This window comes from Alphaproteobacteria bacterium LSUCC0719 (assembly GCA_040839025.1).
GTDB lineage: Bacteria > Pseudomonadota > Alphaproteobacteria > Puniceispirillales > Puniceispirillaceae > UBA8309.
Genome location: JBFPJN010000005.1, coordinates 69,615 through 85,434, shown reverse-complemented (window position 1 = coordinate 85,434; position 15,820 = coordinate 69,615). Strand labels below are relative to the sequence as shown.

The following is a 15,820-nucleotide window of genomic DNA, read 5'->3' as shown; positions in this document are numbered from 1 at the left end:
CCGGTCCCCCTTACACCCCGCCACGGTTCATACAACGTCACGGTTCACTTACCACCACGCTGGCAAGAGGCTACACCCGACCGCCCTATCTGGTCTATATTCGCGGGCATATGGGCAGACGACGACGCCCGCCACAGCCACGAACAGGAACCCCGTGACCGTTTCTTCGTCACCACAGACCCCCGTCACGCGGTTTGCGCCAAGCCCGACCGGCCTTTTGCATCTTGGCCATGCCTATTCCGCGCTTGTCGCCTCGCGGCTCGGCAATGGCTATATCCTGCGGATCGATGACATAGACCATACGCGGTGTCGTCCGGAATTCATCGACCGGATCTATCGCGACCTTGAATTCCTTGGCCTCCCCTGGCGGGGAGACCCCGTATTCCAGAGCCGCCGGCTCGCTCTCTATGATGATGCGCTGGCCAGTCTGCAGGCGCGCGACCTTGTTTATCCCTGCTATCTGACGCGGGCGGAACTTGCCGACGTACTGTCCGCACCGCAGGAAGCGCCGCTGGCAACGGACAGCGTCCTTTCGACGAGCGAGGCGGAACGGCGATCGGAACAGGGGATGTCGCCCGCCTGGCGACTGCGGACCGGCCATGCGCTCGACCTTGTCGGAGATATCACCTGGAATGATCTTGCCACCGGCCAGCGCCGTCCCGTTGACATGTCCAGCCACGGCGATGTGGTTGTTGCCCGACGAGATATCGGCACCTCCTATCACCTGTCGGTTGTGGTGGATGATTCGCTGGATGGCGTCACGCTTGTCACACGCGGCGCCGACCTTTTGGAAAGCACCCATGTGCATCGGTTGCTGCAGGCGCTTCTGGACCTGCCCTCTCCGGACTATTTCCATCACCGGCTTGTGCGGGATGAAGCCGGAAGCCGCCTTGCCAAGCGCCATGACGCGCAGAGTATCCAGCAGCTGCGTGACGCGGGTCATCGGGCTGAAGATATTGTCGCATCTCTTCCGGATGTAACAGTTCCATTACATTTTGCAGTCGATTTTTGAAATTCAACTGAATGTTTTTACATTGTTTTTTACAAATAGTTGCGCCGGTGATTTTTTTGCCGAAATGCCGTCAAGCCGGGGTTGACGGAGCCATGCTGCAAGCGCATATACGCCCTGCACGGCGAGATGCTGTGCGTTTCCTCCCTAAACTCGGCCGTGAGATATCTCACGGCCTTTTTTTTGCGCAAGACGACAAGCGCAAGACGACAATCTGTAACACGGCAATCTGATGGTGTTCAGGGTGCCGTGTCGGGGTGCGACGTGTCGTTCCTTGCCAACCCCGAAGCCACCGGCGTAGCATGTGTGAAATTCATGGAGAGACGCCATTATGCCGCTCACAGACGCCGCGCCAGCCAGCTCGACAGGTCAATTGATCGACCCGTACGGCCGCACCGTTGAATATCTCCGCGTCTCGGTGACGGATCGCTGTGATTTTCGCTGTGTTTACTGCATGGCAGAGGAAATGACCTTTTTGCCAAAGGCAGACCTTCTGACACTTGAAGAGCTGGAGATCATGTGCCGGCGGTTCATGGCCGCAGGTGTTCGCAAAATCCGGCTGACCGGGGGCGAGCCGCTGGTCAGACGCAACATCATGCAGCTGATCCGCGCCCTCGGTGCCGAGGTCAAGGCCGGCCAGCTGGACGAGCTGACAATCACCACCAATGGCAGCCAGCTGGTGAAAATGGCAGACGATCTGTTCGATGCCGGGGTGCGGCGCGTCAATATCTCGCTCGACACTCTGGATCCGGACAAATTTCGGCAGATCACGCGGTGGGGTGATCTCGACAAGGTTCTGGCCGGACTGCGCGCCGCACAGTCGGCCGGGCTTGCCGTCAAGATCAATGCCGTCGCGCTGAAGGGCGGCAATGATGCCGAGCTTGGCGACATGCTGGCCTGGTGCGGTGATGAAGGCTTCGACATGACGATTATCGAGGTCATGCCGATGGGTGACATCGGCACCGAGAACAGGCTTGATCAATATCTGCCGCTGTCACGTGTGCGCGCCGACCTGTCGAAACGCTTCACCCTGACAGATATCCCCTTCCGTACCAGTGGCCCGGCCCGCTATGTCAAAGTCGAGGAAACCGGGCGCAAGCTTGGATTCATCACCCCGCTGACACATAATTTCTGCGAAAGCTGCAATCGGGTGCGGGTGACCTGCACAGGACAGCTCTATATGTGCCTCGGGCAGGATGACAATGCGGATCTGCGGCGTGCCCTTCGCGATGGCGGTGAGGCGGCGCTTGATGACTCGATCGCCGAGGCCATCGGGCGCAAACCCAAGGGCCATGATTTCATCATCGACAGACGTCACAGCGACCCGGCGGTCAGCCGCCATATGAATGTGACGGGTGGCTGACCCCGGCGGGGCTAATTCAGGTGGGGCGAATTCAGGCGGGGCGAATCCTGTTTGGCGATTTTCAATCGGAACAGGATCAGACGACTGATGCAGCCTGTCGTCGCTGCGCCAATCCCAGCCAGACCAGCGCCAGCGACAGCACGGTGACCGGAACAAGAGCCGCCAGGCTGACGGCATCCCATCCAAGCTGGCTGTGAATGGCCCCGGCCGACAGCGAGGCAACAGCCACGGTCGTGGTCGTGGCAAGATCGGCAAATCCCTGAACACGTCCGCGTTCTTCCGGTTCGGCAACCGCCGCAACAAGCGAGGTGCCGCCAACATACAGGAAGTTCCAGCCGAGCCCGAGCGTTGCCAGCGCCATCCAGTAGGGCCAGAAACCAACAGCGCCGACGGCAAGATATATCGTCACACCATACAGCAGAACACCTGCCCACAGCACGCGCAGCGCTCCGATTCTAGCGATGATCGACCCGGTGAAGAAGGAGGGCAGGAACATGGCCACGACATGCCATTGAATGATCGTGGCATTGGCCGAATTGCCAAGCCCGGCCACATTGACAACCTGCAGCGGTGTGGCCGTCATGAGATAGCTCATCAGCGCATAGCCAAGCGCGCTGCAGATAACGCCGACCACAAAAACGGGCATGCGAAGGAAAGCACCAAGGGGCCTTCCTCCGCTGGCACTCCGCTTGGGCACTTCGATCCGCAGGCCGGACAGCGCGATGATTGATGTCAATTGAACGATGGCAACGGTGAAGAAGCATCCCGCATACAGGATGTCCGGCACCAGATCGACCGTCCGTCTGGCAATTTCAGGCCCGAGAACGGCCGCCGCCAGCCCCCCTGCCAGAACATAGGCAATCGCCTTTGGCCGCAGATTCGTCGCCACACCATCTGCCGCGGCATAACGGTAATAGCTGGCAATGCCCATCGCCACGCCAAGCCCCATGCTGCCGGCACAGAACAGCAGGAAATTGCCGGTTACGACAGCCACGCCAAGGCAGGTTGTCGACATACAGCTGATCAGCACCCCGGCAATCATCACAGGGCGCCGACCAAACCGTGCCATCAGAAGCGACGCCGGAAGGGTGACCATCATTGATGTGATGAATTGCAGCGACAATGGCAGCGTCGCCAGCCAGGCGACAGGTGCCAGCAACACCCCCACAAGAGCCGTATTGATGATGTTGACATTCATCGACGTCATCGACAGCGCCTGCGCGATGGCAAGCCTGATGACGTTGCGGCGCTGCGTTGTACTGTCCATCAGCGGGACGGCCAGCCGCAGACCAGCGCGGTTGCTGCGGCGATTGAAATAGGATCAGTTGTCAAGAAACGATACCGTTCAGGCTTTGCCGGATGGCAGTTTGCGGCCAAACAATTCGAGCCGGTGATCAACAAGTTCATAGCCCATTTCACGGGCAATCTGCTCCTTTAGCGCTTCAAGCTCTGCATGGTAGAATTCAATCACTTCACCGGTTTCCACATCGACAAGATGCTCGTGATGTTCTCCGGATTCCTCGTATCGTGCCCGACCATCACCAAACTCCAGCCGGTCAATGACACCGGCCTCTTCAAGAAGCTTGACGGTGCGATAGACGGTTGCAATGGAAATCGTACTGTCTTCGTCGACAGCCCGGCGATACAGCTCGTCAACATCGGGATGATCTTCAGAATCGCCGATCACGCCGACAATAACCTGACGTTGGCTTGTCATGCGAATGCCGCGGCTGAGGCATTTTTCCAGAAGACCAAGAGACATGGCTGTTCCGTCGTGGCTGGCAAGGATATTGCCGAGCAGGGTTATGCGAGGCCGGTATTTTGCCCGTTAACCGGACAAACTGCAACCTTGTGCCTGCAACCTTGAACCTTGTGCCGGCATCTGTGTGCCGCCGCAGCCCTGCAACCGGATATGGCCCCTGTCCGGCGGGACACGAGTTTGATTGACCTTGCTTTCACTTGCCATGCAGGATGCCGACATGGAAATCGTCAGAGTAAAGCAACAGAACCATGCCCTTGGCGCCCTGCAGATTTGCGCCGGCATGCTGATCATCCCGTTTCTTGACGTATTTGCCAAACTGCTGGGGGTTACGCACGGGCCGTTCGAGATCACCTTCTGGCGGTTTTTCATGCAGACTGTGCTGATGCTGCCCTTTGTCCTGGTTTTGCGACTGTGGGATGTCCCTGCAGGAACGTTGATTCCGCAGGCGGTGCGGGGGCTGCTGCTGGCAATGGCAACGGTGTTTTTCTTCTCCGCCCTTCAACATCTGCCAATGGCCGAGGCGATTGCCATTTTCTTTGCCCAGCCGATTATCCTGACATTGCTGTCGGTGGTGTTGCTTGGCGAACGGCTGCGCGCGCGGCGGATCAGCGCCATTCTTGTCGGACTCGCAGGTACGATCATCATCGTTCAGCCAAGCGTCCTGATTTTTGGCTGGGCCGCGATATTGCCGCTTGGCTCGGCGGTATCGATGGCCCTTTACATGGTGCTGACCCGGCATCTGGCGGATGACGTCGATCCGTATCAGATGCAGTTTCTTGGCAGTGTGGCGGCGATGATTGTGCTTGGCGCCGTGGTGCTGGTCGGCAGCCTGTTGTCAATTCCCGGTGCCAGCATGACGATGCTGACCTGGCAGGAAACGGGCTGGGTGATCGGCATGGGAATTGCCGCCACGCTGGGTCATGCGTTCATTGTGCTGGCCGCCGGCAAGGCCCCGGCCAGTCTGCTGGCCCCCTTTCAATATGTCGAGATCATTGGCGCGACGACACTTGGCTATCTTGTCTTTGGCGACATTCCCGCCAACAGCACCATTCTTGGTGTTGGCATCATCATCGCCAGCGGTCTGTACCTGTTTCATCGTGAAAACATAGCCGCGCGCCGACAGGCCGCCGGAGACTAGCCGTCAGCCACCAGGTTGCTGGCGGTGGTAATGCAGTGCCGAGACCGGGATCGAGGCCGCATAGGCGGCCGCCAGCGCCATATAGGTGATCCAGGGTTGCATGAAGATCCCGGCAATCAGGATTGACCCGACAGCCATGACCGGCAATACGGTGCCAACCGGCAGCTTGACCCGCTTGCCAGCGAAGGTCGGCAACGCAGATACCGCCAGCCCCCCGATCAGAACCAGCCAGCCACTGACATAGGCGGCCTCGCGCGCCCAGGCGATTCCGAATTCCAGATCAACGGCAATCGGCACAAGAACCAGAAACGCCGCCGCGGGCGCTGGCACACCGGTGAAATAGTCTTTCGATTGTTCCGGCGGACTGCGGAGTTCGGAGTCGAAGCGCGCCAGTCGCAGGGCGATCGACACCGCATAGAACATGGTCGCCCACCAGGCAAGATTTCCGGAATCCTTCAATGCCCAGAGATACAGGCACAGCGCCGGCACAACGCCAAAAACCACCAGGTCGCTGAGACTGTCGAGCGCCGCCCCGAAGGCCGAACTTGTCTTGAAACGGCGGGCGGTGCGCCCATCAAGCGCATCAAACACAGACGCCAGCGCAATCAGTCCAATCACCGCCGCCCAACGCCCATCAAGCGCAAATCGCAACGCTGTCAGGCCGGAAATCAACCCGGCCACGGTCAACACATTTGGCAAAAGCCAGAAAATCGAAACCGTTCTGAAAGGACGCGGCTGACGCGGTGCGGGTGTCATTATGCCTGCCTCGATTCATCGGGTTCCTGCAAGTTGCCGGACATGTCGGCAAGCACCGTCTCGCCAGCCACCGTGCGTTGTCCTGCCATCACCAGCACCGGTGTGGTGGCCGGGATCCAGACATCGACACGGCTGCCAAACCGGATGATCCCGAATTGCTGGCCAATCGCAAGCTGATCACCGATATCGGCCTCCAGAAGGATCCGTCTGGCAACCAGACCGGCAATCTGCACGATGCCGATAGCCTGTCCAGCGTCTGTTTCCATGATGATATTCTGCCGTTCATTGGCCTCGGCAGCCTTGTCCAGACTGGCATTGAAGAATTTGCCGGCGTGGTAGCTTGTCGCCGTCACCCGCCCGGCAACAGGCGCGCGGTTCACATGCACATCGAACACATTCATGAAAATGGCGATGCGGCGCCATTCACCGTCAGGCAAGCCCAGATCGGCAGGCGCCGGCGCGACGCCGGTTGACAGCACGCGGCCATCGGCCGGTGCCACAATCAGATTGTCGGTGACAGGTGTTGTACGGACAGGATTGCGAAAGAAGTAGACGCACCAGAGGCTGAGCAGCGTTCCCGGCAGCGCAAAGGGCGACCAGAATACCGTGATCAATAGGCTGGCCACGACAAAGATAAAGATAAAGGGCCACCCTGCCGGGTGGATCGGCACCAGGACCTCGGTGGTTATCGCCTTGTAGATATTCATCGACGGATTTCCGGTTCAGACAGGCTTCAGCATCGCAACAACCTATGCGCTACGCCGGAAAAAATCACCCAGAAATGCGTGTCGCGGTGTTCTTTGACTGGACCGGCACGCCATCACCGACCAGCCCAACCGGCGTTCACTCGGCGTCATCTGCCGCGGCAAGGCCGCGTTCCCTCAATTCGCCAAGCTTTTTCATCATCGCCTCGCGTTCCAGCGCCCGCGGCGCATCGAGCCCCGGCACTGTTACCTCGATCACCGGCCGCGGATAGACCGGCCTGTCGGGCATTGCCGCCTGCAATATCCTGCCTTTGGCCGGCTGGGGTTCGGATATTTCCACCGCAACGGGCTGCTGGTTCTGTGACGGCGTCGGCGCGGCTGATACGCCATCAAAGGCCGGTTCCGGCGTGGTTGGCACGAAAGCCGGCGATGGCATGCGGACCGGATACAGCCCGAGCTGTCGATGTTTTGTTGCCTGCACGGGCTGGTCCACAGCCTTACCGGTATAGATGCCGAGAAATTCATCGACAAGAAGCGTCTGCCAATGACAGGCCTCGACTTCCCACGGGCGCAGGTGCCAGGCAAGATTGTCGATGATGATTGGCTTGCCACCCATCCAGCGCGCCACGTCCACCCTGGTCTTCTGGCCGGCGACCCTTGTTTTCTTTGACGAAATCAGAAGCCGCTCATTCACCGCCTGCGAAATGTGAAGCATTTCATGGGCGACGGTTTCGGCAGCATCACGAATGCCGGCGGCTGTCGACACGGTCATTTCAAAACATGTCGGGGCCCTTGTGCCAAAGCCGGCCTTCTGCCGCGCCAGCATCGCGCGGGTCACCAGAACGCGCAGCGGATGTCTTGTCACATCTATCAGGACGTTCAGGCGCTTGCGCTGACGGGCCGTGAACAGACGCAAGGCCATGTAGTTCGCCGCATAGGCCAGCAATTCCGCTTCACCGGGGACCGAATCGTTGGAAGTTACCTCGACCATCGTCATGATGTGGCATGCCCTGATAGATTAACTTTATTAGCAAAACATAATAGTAAGACATGTATTACCACGTTAACCTTTTTGTTCAAACTCCCTGAAATTCTCATTATTTCAGATTGTTGATTCACTCTTTGATGATTTCCACAAGCCAAGGCGCGCCACTCCGGCTATAGTTTGATCCGTCGTCAGTCAGGCGATCACAATACGGGCATATCGCCCGGATCGGGCCCGGCCCGTAACCCACCCGAACAGGTATGAACCCGAACAGCTATGAACACCAACAGGTATGAAAAGGTAGAGGAAGATGGACGATATGTTTGAAACAGGCCTGGCGCAGCGCAAGGCTACACTTGGCGATGCGTATGTCGACGGCGTTTTCGAAAGTGCCGACGATTTCAACCGGCCGTTTCAGGAAGCCATGACAGCCTGGTGCTGGGGTTTTGGTTGGGGTGATGACGCCATTGATGCCAAGACGCGGTCAATGATGAACCTGACGATGATTGGTGCGCTTGGCAAAATGCATGAATGGGAACTGCATTGCCGTGGGGCCATCGGAAATGGCGTCACCCGCGAAGAACTGCGCGCCATCATCCATGTCATTGCGATCTATTGCGGCGTTCCGCAGGGCATCGAATGCTTCCGTTCGGCCCGCAAGGTGCTTGACGAATTGGACGGCTGAAACACGGCGATCTCTGAAACCGAAAGCGGGGCCACCCGAATTCCGGACAGTTTCATCCAATTCCGGACAGTTTCATCCGGGGAAAAGCGACTAAAAACTGGACATGGGTCCTATTTTGGGCGATTTTCACTTGGTTAGAACGCTGCAAGTACCGTATTGATGTCTTGGAACATTTCAGGATGCGTTTAGGGTGACTTGCATTGTGGACGGAAACGCTTGTGATTGTTAGGGGGTCATGAGTATGCGCCAACTGTGGATTTCATTGATCGCCGGGACAGCTCTGTCTGCCGGCGGGACCGCTTTTGCCGGCGGTCTTCCTGAATCCGGTGCCGCATCAACCGCGTCTGCGGGGGCAGCAGAACAGACCACTACGGCGCCGGCAACAACCAGTGTCGAAACCACCGTGTCTGCCACAGGTTCGGCAGGCGGTGGTGCCAGCCAGCCTGCCTCTGGCCAATCCGGCACTGGCGGAACGGCCGCCTCTGGCACAGCCACACAAACCGCCAGCGGCGGCGTTGATTCGGGTGAAGTCCAGACGGGATCCTTCATCGCCATTGAAGACGACCCGTTGATCATTGACGCCTCGTCGATCGTTGACGGTGACGGTGTTGGCAGCATGCAGGTGCAATGGCAGATTTCCGCCGACGGCACTGCCTGGTCAAACCTGTCCGGCGAAATCCGCCAATCCTTTACCCCGCGTGAGCGCCATGTCGGCAGGCTGCTGCGGGTCCAGCTGTCCTATGTCGATGGGCAGGGCAATCTGGAGACAATCCTCAGTCCCCCTTCCAGCCCGGTTCAGAACGTCAATGACAAGCCGAACGGCGCCCCACAGCTGGTGGGCGCGGCGCGTGAGGAAGATGCGCTTGTGGTGGACACAAGCATGATCTCCGATGATGACGGGCTGGGTAATTTCTCGATTATCTGGCAGCGGTCAAGCACCAAGACCGAGTGGCAGGCCTTCCCGGAAACGAATGGTGAAGTGCTGCAGCTTGGGCAAAGGCATGTCGGCTATTCCTATCGGGCGGTTGTGTCCTATGAGGACGGCCACGGAACCAAGGAACTTCTGGTAACCAGCCCATCGGAAACGGTACAGAATGTCGATGATCCGGTTCAGGGTGAAGTTCTGGTCACCGGTGAAGCGACTGAAGGCGAAGTCATTCAGGTCAGCACCACCGGCGTATCCGACGAGGATGGGATCGCCAGCATCTCCATCGGCTGGGAAGCCTCGACCGATGGTCGGAACTGGCGCGCCATCGAAACCGGCGGCGCAACCCAGCTGTCGCTGTCGCAGGCTCTGGTGAACAAGCAGATCCGGGCCCGCGTTGCCGTTGTTGACAGCTTTGGCGTGGAAACGGTGATCTTCAGCCAGGCCACCAACACCGTCCGCAACGTCAACAACAAGCCGGCTGGCACGATCTTCGTTCGCCGTGTCGGTGGCTAGGTAGCCCCTCGCACACAAAGGCGCCGGCCAGCATAGCGGTACGGTAACTGTCAAAGAGGCCTTGAGAGGCCTCTTTGTGTTTGCGCGTTTGTGTTTGCACGATATTTTCGGCATCGATTCATTTTTTGCTTTGCAGCAATTATCTTTGCGTTCACACTGTATCTTGTATGGAACGCACGGACTTGCACCTAAGTGTAGATTTTCCGCGTCATGGCGCCCTCAGGGGCTTTTTGTCCTTCATTTCTCTGACAAAGCGTACGGTCTGGGCAAGGCGGCGTGTCTTCCATCTTTTCGTACTGACAACCTCCTCTACCGACCCTGTCAATGGAGCATGCCAATGCGACTGACCGACCGAGATCATCGGCCGGAATGTGATGTCATTCCGTTCAACCGCCCTCACACCGAACCGGAGGTGGCGACAACAACAAGCATCGCCGCCGTGATTGCCGTAACGGTGCTGCATTCATCAACCGAGTCACCTGAAGACCGGCTTCTGGCCATTCTTGAACAGAGTGGCGAGGTTGAGATTCTGGATGCCGAGGACGCTCTTGGAGCGTATGAGGCGGCCTATCCCGAACTTGTGACAAACCCTGTCAATGACAACGCCACACTGACAGTCATCTAACCGCAGGCTGCCGCTTGCAGCCTCTAGGCCGCCGCAATCTTGCCGGCGAGCCAGATCCACAATGGCAGCGAAATGGCCGCTGCCAGCGTCTGGATTGACACAATCTCGGCCATCAGTTGGGCATCGCCACCCAATTCGGTTGCCAATGTGTAGGTGGAACTGGCGGTCGGGGCCGCGCCGACCGCCGCAAGAACCGCCAGCGCCAGAGGATCAAGACCCAGCGCCAGACCGATCCCCACCATCGCCAGCGGGAACACCAGAAATTTGGCAAGCAACGCCAGACCCAGCGGCGCGATATTGCCGCCGATGGCCGAAAATTTCAGCGAGGCACCAATGCTGAGAAGAAGCAGTGGCAGCGCGCCGGCACCAAGAAAGGAAGCCGCCTGCGAGATGAATTCAGGCACTGGGATCTGCAGCAGGTTGACCAGAACACCGATAAGCATCGAGCCAAGAAGCGGATTACGGGCAATTTCGGCGAAAATGGCACGTTTCATGTCCGTTTTGCCGGGCGGGCGACCCAGAAGCATGATCGCCACAACCGAAACGATATTGGAGATCGGCACCAGAAAGGCAATCGCGATGGCGCCAAGCTGCAATGCCGCGACACCAAAGGTGCCCTGCAGGATCGACAGCACCAGAAATCCATTATGCCGCAGCGCACCCTGCACCAGCGAACTCAGGGACGGGCCCGGCATGGCGATGGCGCGTCCGGCCAGAAATGCGTAGCCGACAATGATGAAACTGCCACCGGCAATCGTGGCCAGAAACGGCACCAGCGACACGGCGTTGAGATCGGCCTGCGACATCAGATTGAACAGCAATCCGGGAAACAGCACCCAGTAGCACAATGGCGACAGGGTCTGCCACGCCGCCTCGGGCAGGAAATTCCGCTGCTTCAGACCGTAACCAAGGGCGACAATCGCCAGCGTCGCGGCGATCGCCGAAAGCATCAGGATGTCATCCTATTGTGCATCTGCGTCGGCACCGTCATCACCATCCCGGCTGAGCGCGCGAACAGCCCTCCAGGCAAGTGGCATAAGACCTGCGGCAACAATCAGCTTGAGCGCATCGCCATAGAGGAACGGCATCACGCCGCCGGCAATGGCTTTGTCAAAGCCGATGAACTGGCCAAGCCATGACACGCCCGCCGCATAGATGATGACAGTGCCAATGGCCATTGCCACCGCAGTCGAGATCGGCCCGCGGCCCATGCCGCGCTCGGCAAGCCAGCCCAGAGCGAAGGCGGCCGCAACGAAGCCGATGAGATAGCCACCGGTTGGCCCCATTATTACCACCCAGCCAGCCGTGCCATTGGCAAAGACCGGAAGCCCCATGCCGCCTTCGACAAGATATGCCAGCACCGTGGCGCTGCCGAGGCGTGACCCGTAGGCCATGCCGATCAGCAGAACAGCAAGCGTCTGGCCGGTGACGGGAACAGGCGATATCGGGATTCGAAAGGCAAACTGCGCCGACAGGGCAAGAAGCAGACTGCCGGCAAGAACCAGAACAAGCTGTGCCGTCAAAGCCAGGCCACGGTCATTCGTCACGTAACGGGCCAACATGCTGTCGGCAAGGGTTTCAAGCTGGCGTGTGTTTGATGACGGGGCATTCATCACTTGGTCTCACTTTCATCTTTAGGGAGTCTATTGGATTACGGAGCCTGCTGGATTACGGAGCCTGCTGGACATTGCGGTGCCAGAGAGCTACCGCAAGATCCAGCGAGCCACCGCAAGATAAGGTGACGCACGGCCATCGACCCTGCTGTCTGCATCATAGCTGGCCGGAAGGCAAAGACAAGCGTGCGCCACCTGCGCCCTGACCTTATATTTGGACCAGACCGACACCGTTGCCGGCGGGCACGCTGTCCTTGCTGTCCACCATTGCCGTCAACATCACGGCATGTGATCTGAAAGAAATATTTTTCGGGTCTGTCAGCGTGCGGTAATTGATGCTAACACCCTCGGAGTTCGCCTATTACCCGCCGACGCGCCGGTTGAAACCGCCGTGCAGCGTCGCATGATGGAGACCCTGTATGAACCGCTTCTTTGGACTCGATGAGGCCAACACGACCATCCCGCGTGAGCTTCTGGCCGGTCTCAGCACCTTTTTGACGATGTCCTTCATCGTCGCCGTCAATCCGATGTTTCTGGCGGATGCCGGCATTCCCTTTGCGGCCGGATTTGTGGCCACGGTGCTGGCAACCGCGATTGGCACCACGATCATGGCGCTGTGGGCCAAATGGCCGGTGGCCGTGGCGCCGGGCATGGGGCTGAACGCCTATTTCGCCTATGGTCTCGTGCTTGGCCAGGGATTCACCTGGCAGCAGGCGCTGACAGCGGTATTTGTCGCCTCGGTGGTGTTCTTCCTGTTTTCGCTGTCACGGATCCGTGGATGGCTGATCGGCGCCATTCCAGCATCGCTTCGTGCCGGTATCACCGCTGGCATTGGCCTGTTTCTGGCGATGATCGGTCTGCAGGGGATGGGGCTTGTCGTCGACGATCCGGATACATTGCTGAAGCTTGGCAGCGTTGCCGCGCCTGAATTGCTGCTGGCGCTTGTCGGCCTTCTGATGATGGCAGGTCTCGCCGCCCGCGGCATTCATGGCGGCATCCTGATCACGATCCTTGGTCTCAGCATCATCGGCTGGGCAAGTGGCCTTGCCGAATTTGGCGGCATTGCCTCAACGCCACCAGTGGCAAGCGCGGCACTGTCGCTCGATTTCTCGCAGATCACCAGCTTTGGCTTTCTGACGGTGGTGTTTGTGCTGTTCTTTCTGGATTTCTTCGACACGACCGGCACTCTGACAGGTATTGCCGACCTGGCTGGCAAGCGCCGGCCCGACGGCAGCATCGAGAATCTGGATCGGGCCGTGCTAGCCGATACCGGCGCATCGATGGTCGGCAGTCTTCTCGGCACTTCCAGCATGACAACCTATCTGGAAAGCGCCACAGGTCTGCGGGTTGGCGGGCGTACCGGCCTGACAGCATTGACCGTCGCCGCGCTGTTTCTGCTGTGCCTGTTCTTTGAGCCGCTCTTCGCCTCGATACCCGCCTTTGCCACCGCACCGGCGCTGGTTTTTGTTGCGGCTGGATTTCTGGCGCCGCTTGGACAGCTCGACTGGGATGATCTGGTGACCGCCGTTCCGGTGATGCTGATGGCAGTTCTGATGCCGCTGACCTTTTCCATTGCCGCGGGTATTGCGGTCGGGTTTATCGCCCATGTCGCCATCTGTCTTCTGGCGGGCCGGGGTCAGCAGGTGAATGCAGGCACCTGGGTCATTACCATCTTTGGTATGCTGTGGCTGGCGACACCGATGATCGGCGGCTAATCGGCAGAGATGATCGCTGACAGAAGCGATGCCGCGGCTGTCACCGGGCGGATCACCGCATAGCCGGCACCGGAACCTGCGATGATTTCGACCAAGCCGCCTGTCGCGATGTTGGACGTACCGACAAGCTGGCCGGGTGCCATCTCCAGCCCGTCAAGCGGCCAGCGCAGACCGCTTGACCGGGTGAAGCGCTGTGGTCCCAGTGGCCACACGGACACCCTTTCACCGGCAGAAGCGGGAAAGGCAAGATCGCCGCGCAGCCTGACCAGCATGTCATGCGCGCCAACCAGCATGATCGGCCTGTCATGCGGCACCGCCGCCAGCGCGTGAATGGCGGCAAGCGTATGATCCAGCCTGCCTTCCAGAAAGCCGAACCCGACAATCAATGGCGCGTGGATACGTTTCAGGCATTTCTCAAAATCCGTATCATCCTGACCGTGCAGATGCAGTTGGGGAATGTCGGGCAGCAGATCCTGCTGTGAATCCATATCACCAATCACCAGATCCGGACGCCGACCGGACGCCAGAATGGTCTGCACCCCGCCATCTGCTGCAATCAACGGCCAGTGTGACGGCAATGCCGTGAACAAATCGTCGATCGGCACCGGCGCGGCACCGACAAGGATGACCGGCGTTGCATGGGTGAATGTCTGGTCAGGCACAATCATGGCTCATATCTGCCGAATTCCGTGCCTGTACGCAATAGGCGGCATGCCAACCGGACCGCAAAGGCCTGGTCTTTCACAGAAACGGCGCCGTCATCTGTTTAGACTAATTTCAATTTCACACGACTTAGGGCTTGTGACTAAAGTTAGGTGTGGCTAAATAAAGGTGATGGATCAAGAAGTGACATCAGGCGCAGCCAACCGATCCGGGCTGTCAGCACAGTCCCACACCAACAGGAAGAGCCTTGCTCTTATCCTGGCCCCGGCTCTGTTTGCGGCCATGCTGATGCTGAACGCAGAAAGCGATCTTCTCGACATCATCTTCACGGCGATTGCCGAAGCCTATCTCCAGGTCAGTACATTTGTTGCCGCGACCTTCCTGATTATCTACGGGCTGGAACGCGCGCTGAAAATCGACGCGACGGCGATGCTGAAGCGTGACTCCATCTGGCAGGTGCCTGTGGCGGCCGGGCTTGGCGCGCTGCCGGGATGTGGCGGGGCGATCATCGTGGTGACGCAATATGTCACCGGACGCCTGTCCTTTGGCGGTGTTGTCGCCGCCCTGACAGCCACCATGGGTGACGCCGCCTTTCTGTTGATCGCACGCGAGCCGATTACCGGCCTGTCGATGATTGTCCTCGGATTCACTGTCGGCACGCTCAGCGGCTGGATTATAAACGCCATTCATGGCGGCGACTTCCTTCGCAGCAGCAAGGTAACGCCCGACGCCAGGATCGAGGCTGAACATGATGATGCGTCAACCCGGCTTCTCGACAAATTGTGGATGGTGATCCTGGTTCCCGGCATGGTGCTGGCGGCACTTGTCGCCTTTCAGGTCGATGTCGATGCGATGTTCGCCACCGAGTCATTCGACCGGCCGGCAACGCTTCTTGGCGTGGTTGGCGGCACGCTGGCGATGAGCATGCGCCTTGCCCCCCGCTTTGGAATCCGGGGTGATGCCGCCTTTTCCGCCAGCGCCGGCCTTGTCCGCCGGACCATTTCAGACACCAATTTTGTCACCGTCTGGGTGATCTTTGCCTATCTGGTTTTCGAACTGTCGGTCTATTTCCTTGGCCTTGATCTGAAGACGGTGTTTGACGGCTGGCCGCTGTTGACGCCGATGATCGCCATTCTTCTGGGTTTCCTGCCCGGATGCGGGCCGCAGGTGCTTGTCACGACGATGTATCTGTCCGGCATCATTCCGCTGTCGGCACAGATCGGCAATGCTCTCAGCAATGATGGTGATGCGCTGTTCCCCGCCATCGCCATCGCGCCGAAAGTGGCGATTGTCGCGACCCTCTATTCCGCCGTGCCGGCCATCATCCTGGCCTATGGCTGGCTGTTCTGGATGGAATAGCC

At 58.9% G+C, this 15,820-nt stretch carries 16 protein-coding genes; 8 read left to right on the top strand and 8 right to left on the bottom strand.

Translation table 11 applies throughout. The annotated features are described in order from the left end of the window. The first annotated feature begins 154 nt into the window (after positions 1-154). Together gluQRS and moaA are read left to right on the top strand one after the other, a co-directional pair. Positions 155-1,012 (top strand): tRNA glutamyl-Q(34) synthetase GluQRS, encoded by an 858-nt coding sequence (gene gluQRS / locus AB3X55_10275; protein ID MEX0503969.1) that lies wholly within the window; start codon positions 155-157, stop codon positions 1,010-1,012. A 328-nt stretch (positions 1,013-1,340) separates the two neighbouring features. After that, the gene (gene moaA / locus AB3X55_10270; protein MEX0503968.1) at positions 1,341-2,372 is read left to right on the top strand and encodes a GTP 3',8-cyclase MoaA; all 1,032 of its coding nucleotides are present in this window, start codon (positions 1,341-1,343) and stop codon (positions 2,370-2,372) included. A gap of 76 nt (positions 2,373-2,448) precedes the next feature. Here moaA and AB3X55_10265 read toward each other — a convergent pair whose 3' ends face one another. Both AB3X55_10265 and AB3X55_10260 read right to left on the bottom strand, forming a co-directional pair. Then, positions 2,449-3,639 (bottom strand): MFS transporter, encoded by a 1,191-nt coding sequence (locus AB3X55_10265; protein MEX0503967.1) that lies wholly within the window; start codon positions 3,637-3,639, stop codon positions 2,449-2,451. A gap of 78 nt (positions 3,640-3,717) precedes the next feature. Further along, the gene (locus tag AB3X55_10260) at positions 3,718-4,134 is read right to left on the bottom strand and encodes a Fur family transcriptional regulator (protein MEX0503966.1); all 417 of its coding nucleotides are present in this window, start codon (positions 4,132-4,134) and stop codon (positions 3,718-3,720) included. A gap of 181 nt (positions 4,135-4,315) precedes the next feature. Here AB3X55_10260 and AB3X55_10255 point away from each other — a divergent pair, with 181 nt between their 5' ends. After that, positions 4,316-5,272, top strand: a complete 957-nt coding sequence (locus AB3X55_10255; protein ID MEX0503965.1) for a DMT family transporter — start codon at positions 4,316-4,318, stop codon at positions 5,270-5,272. A gap of 3 nt (positions 5,273-5,275) precedes the next feature. Here AB3X55_10255 and AB3X55_10250 read toward each other — a convergent pair whose 3' ends face one another. The 3 genes from AB3X55_10250 to AB3X55_10240 form a co-directional block, all read right to left on the bottom strand. Further along, the gene (locus tag AB3X55_10250; GenBank protein ID MEX0503964.1) at positions 5,276-6,028 is read right to left on the bottom strand and encodes a phosphatidylcholine/phosphatidylserine synthase; all 753 of its coding nucleotides are present in this window, start codon (positions 6,026-6,028) and stop codon (positions 5,276-5,278) included. Continuing rightward, positions 6,028-6,735 (bottom strand): phosphatidylserine decarboxylase, encoded by a 708-nt coding sequence (locus tag AB3X55_10245; protein ID MEX0503963.1) that lies wholly within the window; start codon positions 6,733-6,735, stop codon positions 6,028-6,030. The genes AB3X55_10250 and AB3X55_10245 overlap by 1 nt, the downstream gene beginning before the upstream one ends. A 136-nt stretch (positions 6,736-6,871) precedes the next feature. After that, positions 6,872-7,729 carry a hypothetical protein gene (locus AB3X55_10240; protein ID MEX0503962.1) on the bottom strand — a complete coding sequence of 286 codons (858 nt, stop codon included), beginning with the start codon at positions 7,727-7,729 and terminating at the stop codon, positions 6,872-6,874. A 298-nt stretch (positions 7,730-8,027) separates the two neighbouring features. Between AB3X55_10240 and AB3X55_10235 the strand changes: the two genes are divergently transcribed. From AB3X55_10235 to AB3X55_10225, 3 genes are all read left to right on the top strand, one after another. After that, a complete protein-coding gene (locus AB3X55_10235) occupies positions 8,028-8,402 on the top strand; it encodes a carboxymuconolactone decarboxylase family protein (GenBank protein MEX0503961.1) in 375 nt (124 codons plus the stop codon). Positions 8,403-8,637: 235 nt separating this feature from the next. Beyond that, positions 8,638-9,843: a hypothetical protein gene (locus AB3X55_10230; protein MEX0503960.1), complete on the top strand. Its 1,206-nt coding sequence runs from the start codon at positions 8,638-8,640 to the stop codon at positions 9,841-9,843. Between the two features lie 337 nt (positions 9,844-10,180). Further along, complete coding sequence (locus AB3X55_10225; protein ID MEX0503959.1) at positions 10,181-10,468, top strand: hypothetical protein; 288 nt, start codon at positions 10,181-10,183, stop codon at positions 10,466-10,468. 23 nt (positions 10,469-10,491) lie between these two features. On the opposite strand, the gene AB3X55_10220 is transcribed toward AB3X55_10225, so the two are convergent. Both AB3X55_10220 and AB3X55_10215 read right to left on the bottom strand, forming a co-directional pair. Continuing rightward, on the bottom strand, positions 10,492-11,418 hold the full coding sequence (locus AB3X55_10220; protein ID MEX0503958.1) for an AEC family transporter: 927 nt from the start codon (positions 11,416-11,418) through the stop codon (positions 10,492-10,494). A gap of 12 nt (positions 11,419-11,430) precedes the next feature. Further along, positions 11,431-12,081 (bottom strand): biotin transporter BioY, encoded by a 651-nt coding sequence (locus AB3X55_10215; protein MEX0503957.1) that lies wholly within the window; start codon positions 12,079-12,081, stop codon positions 11,431-11,433. A 419-nt stretch (positions 12,082-12,500) separates the two neighbouring features. Here AB3X55_10215 and AB3X55_10210 point away from each other — a divergent pair, with 419 nt between their 5' ends. Continuing rightward, positions 12,501-13,796 (top strand): NCS2 family permease, encoded by a 1,296-nt coding sequence (locus AB3X55_10210; GenBank protein MEX0503956.1) that lies wholly within the window; start codon positions 12,501-12,503, stop codon positions 13,794-13,796. On the opposite strand, the gene AB3X55_10205 is transcribed toward AB3X55_10210, so the two are convergent. Next, entirely contained in the window at positions 13,793-14,464 is a 672-nt protein-coding gene (locus AB3X55_10205) for a thiamine diphosphokinase (protein ID MEX0503955.1), read from the bottom strand. The genes AB3X55_10210 and AB3X55_10205 overlap by 4 nt on opposite strands. A 178-nt stretch (positions 14,465-14,642) precedes the next feature. Here AB3X55_10205 and AB3X55_10200 point away from each other — a divergent pair, with 178 nt between their 5' ends. Further along, positions 14,643-15,818, top strand: a complete 1,176-nt coding sequence (locus AB3X55_10200; protein ID MEX0503954.1) for a putative manganese transporter — start codon at positions 14,643-14,645, stop codon at positions 15,816-15,818. The last annotated feature ends 2 nt before the right edge of the window (positions 15,819-15,820 follow it).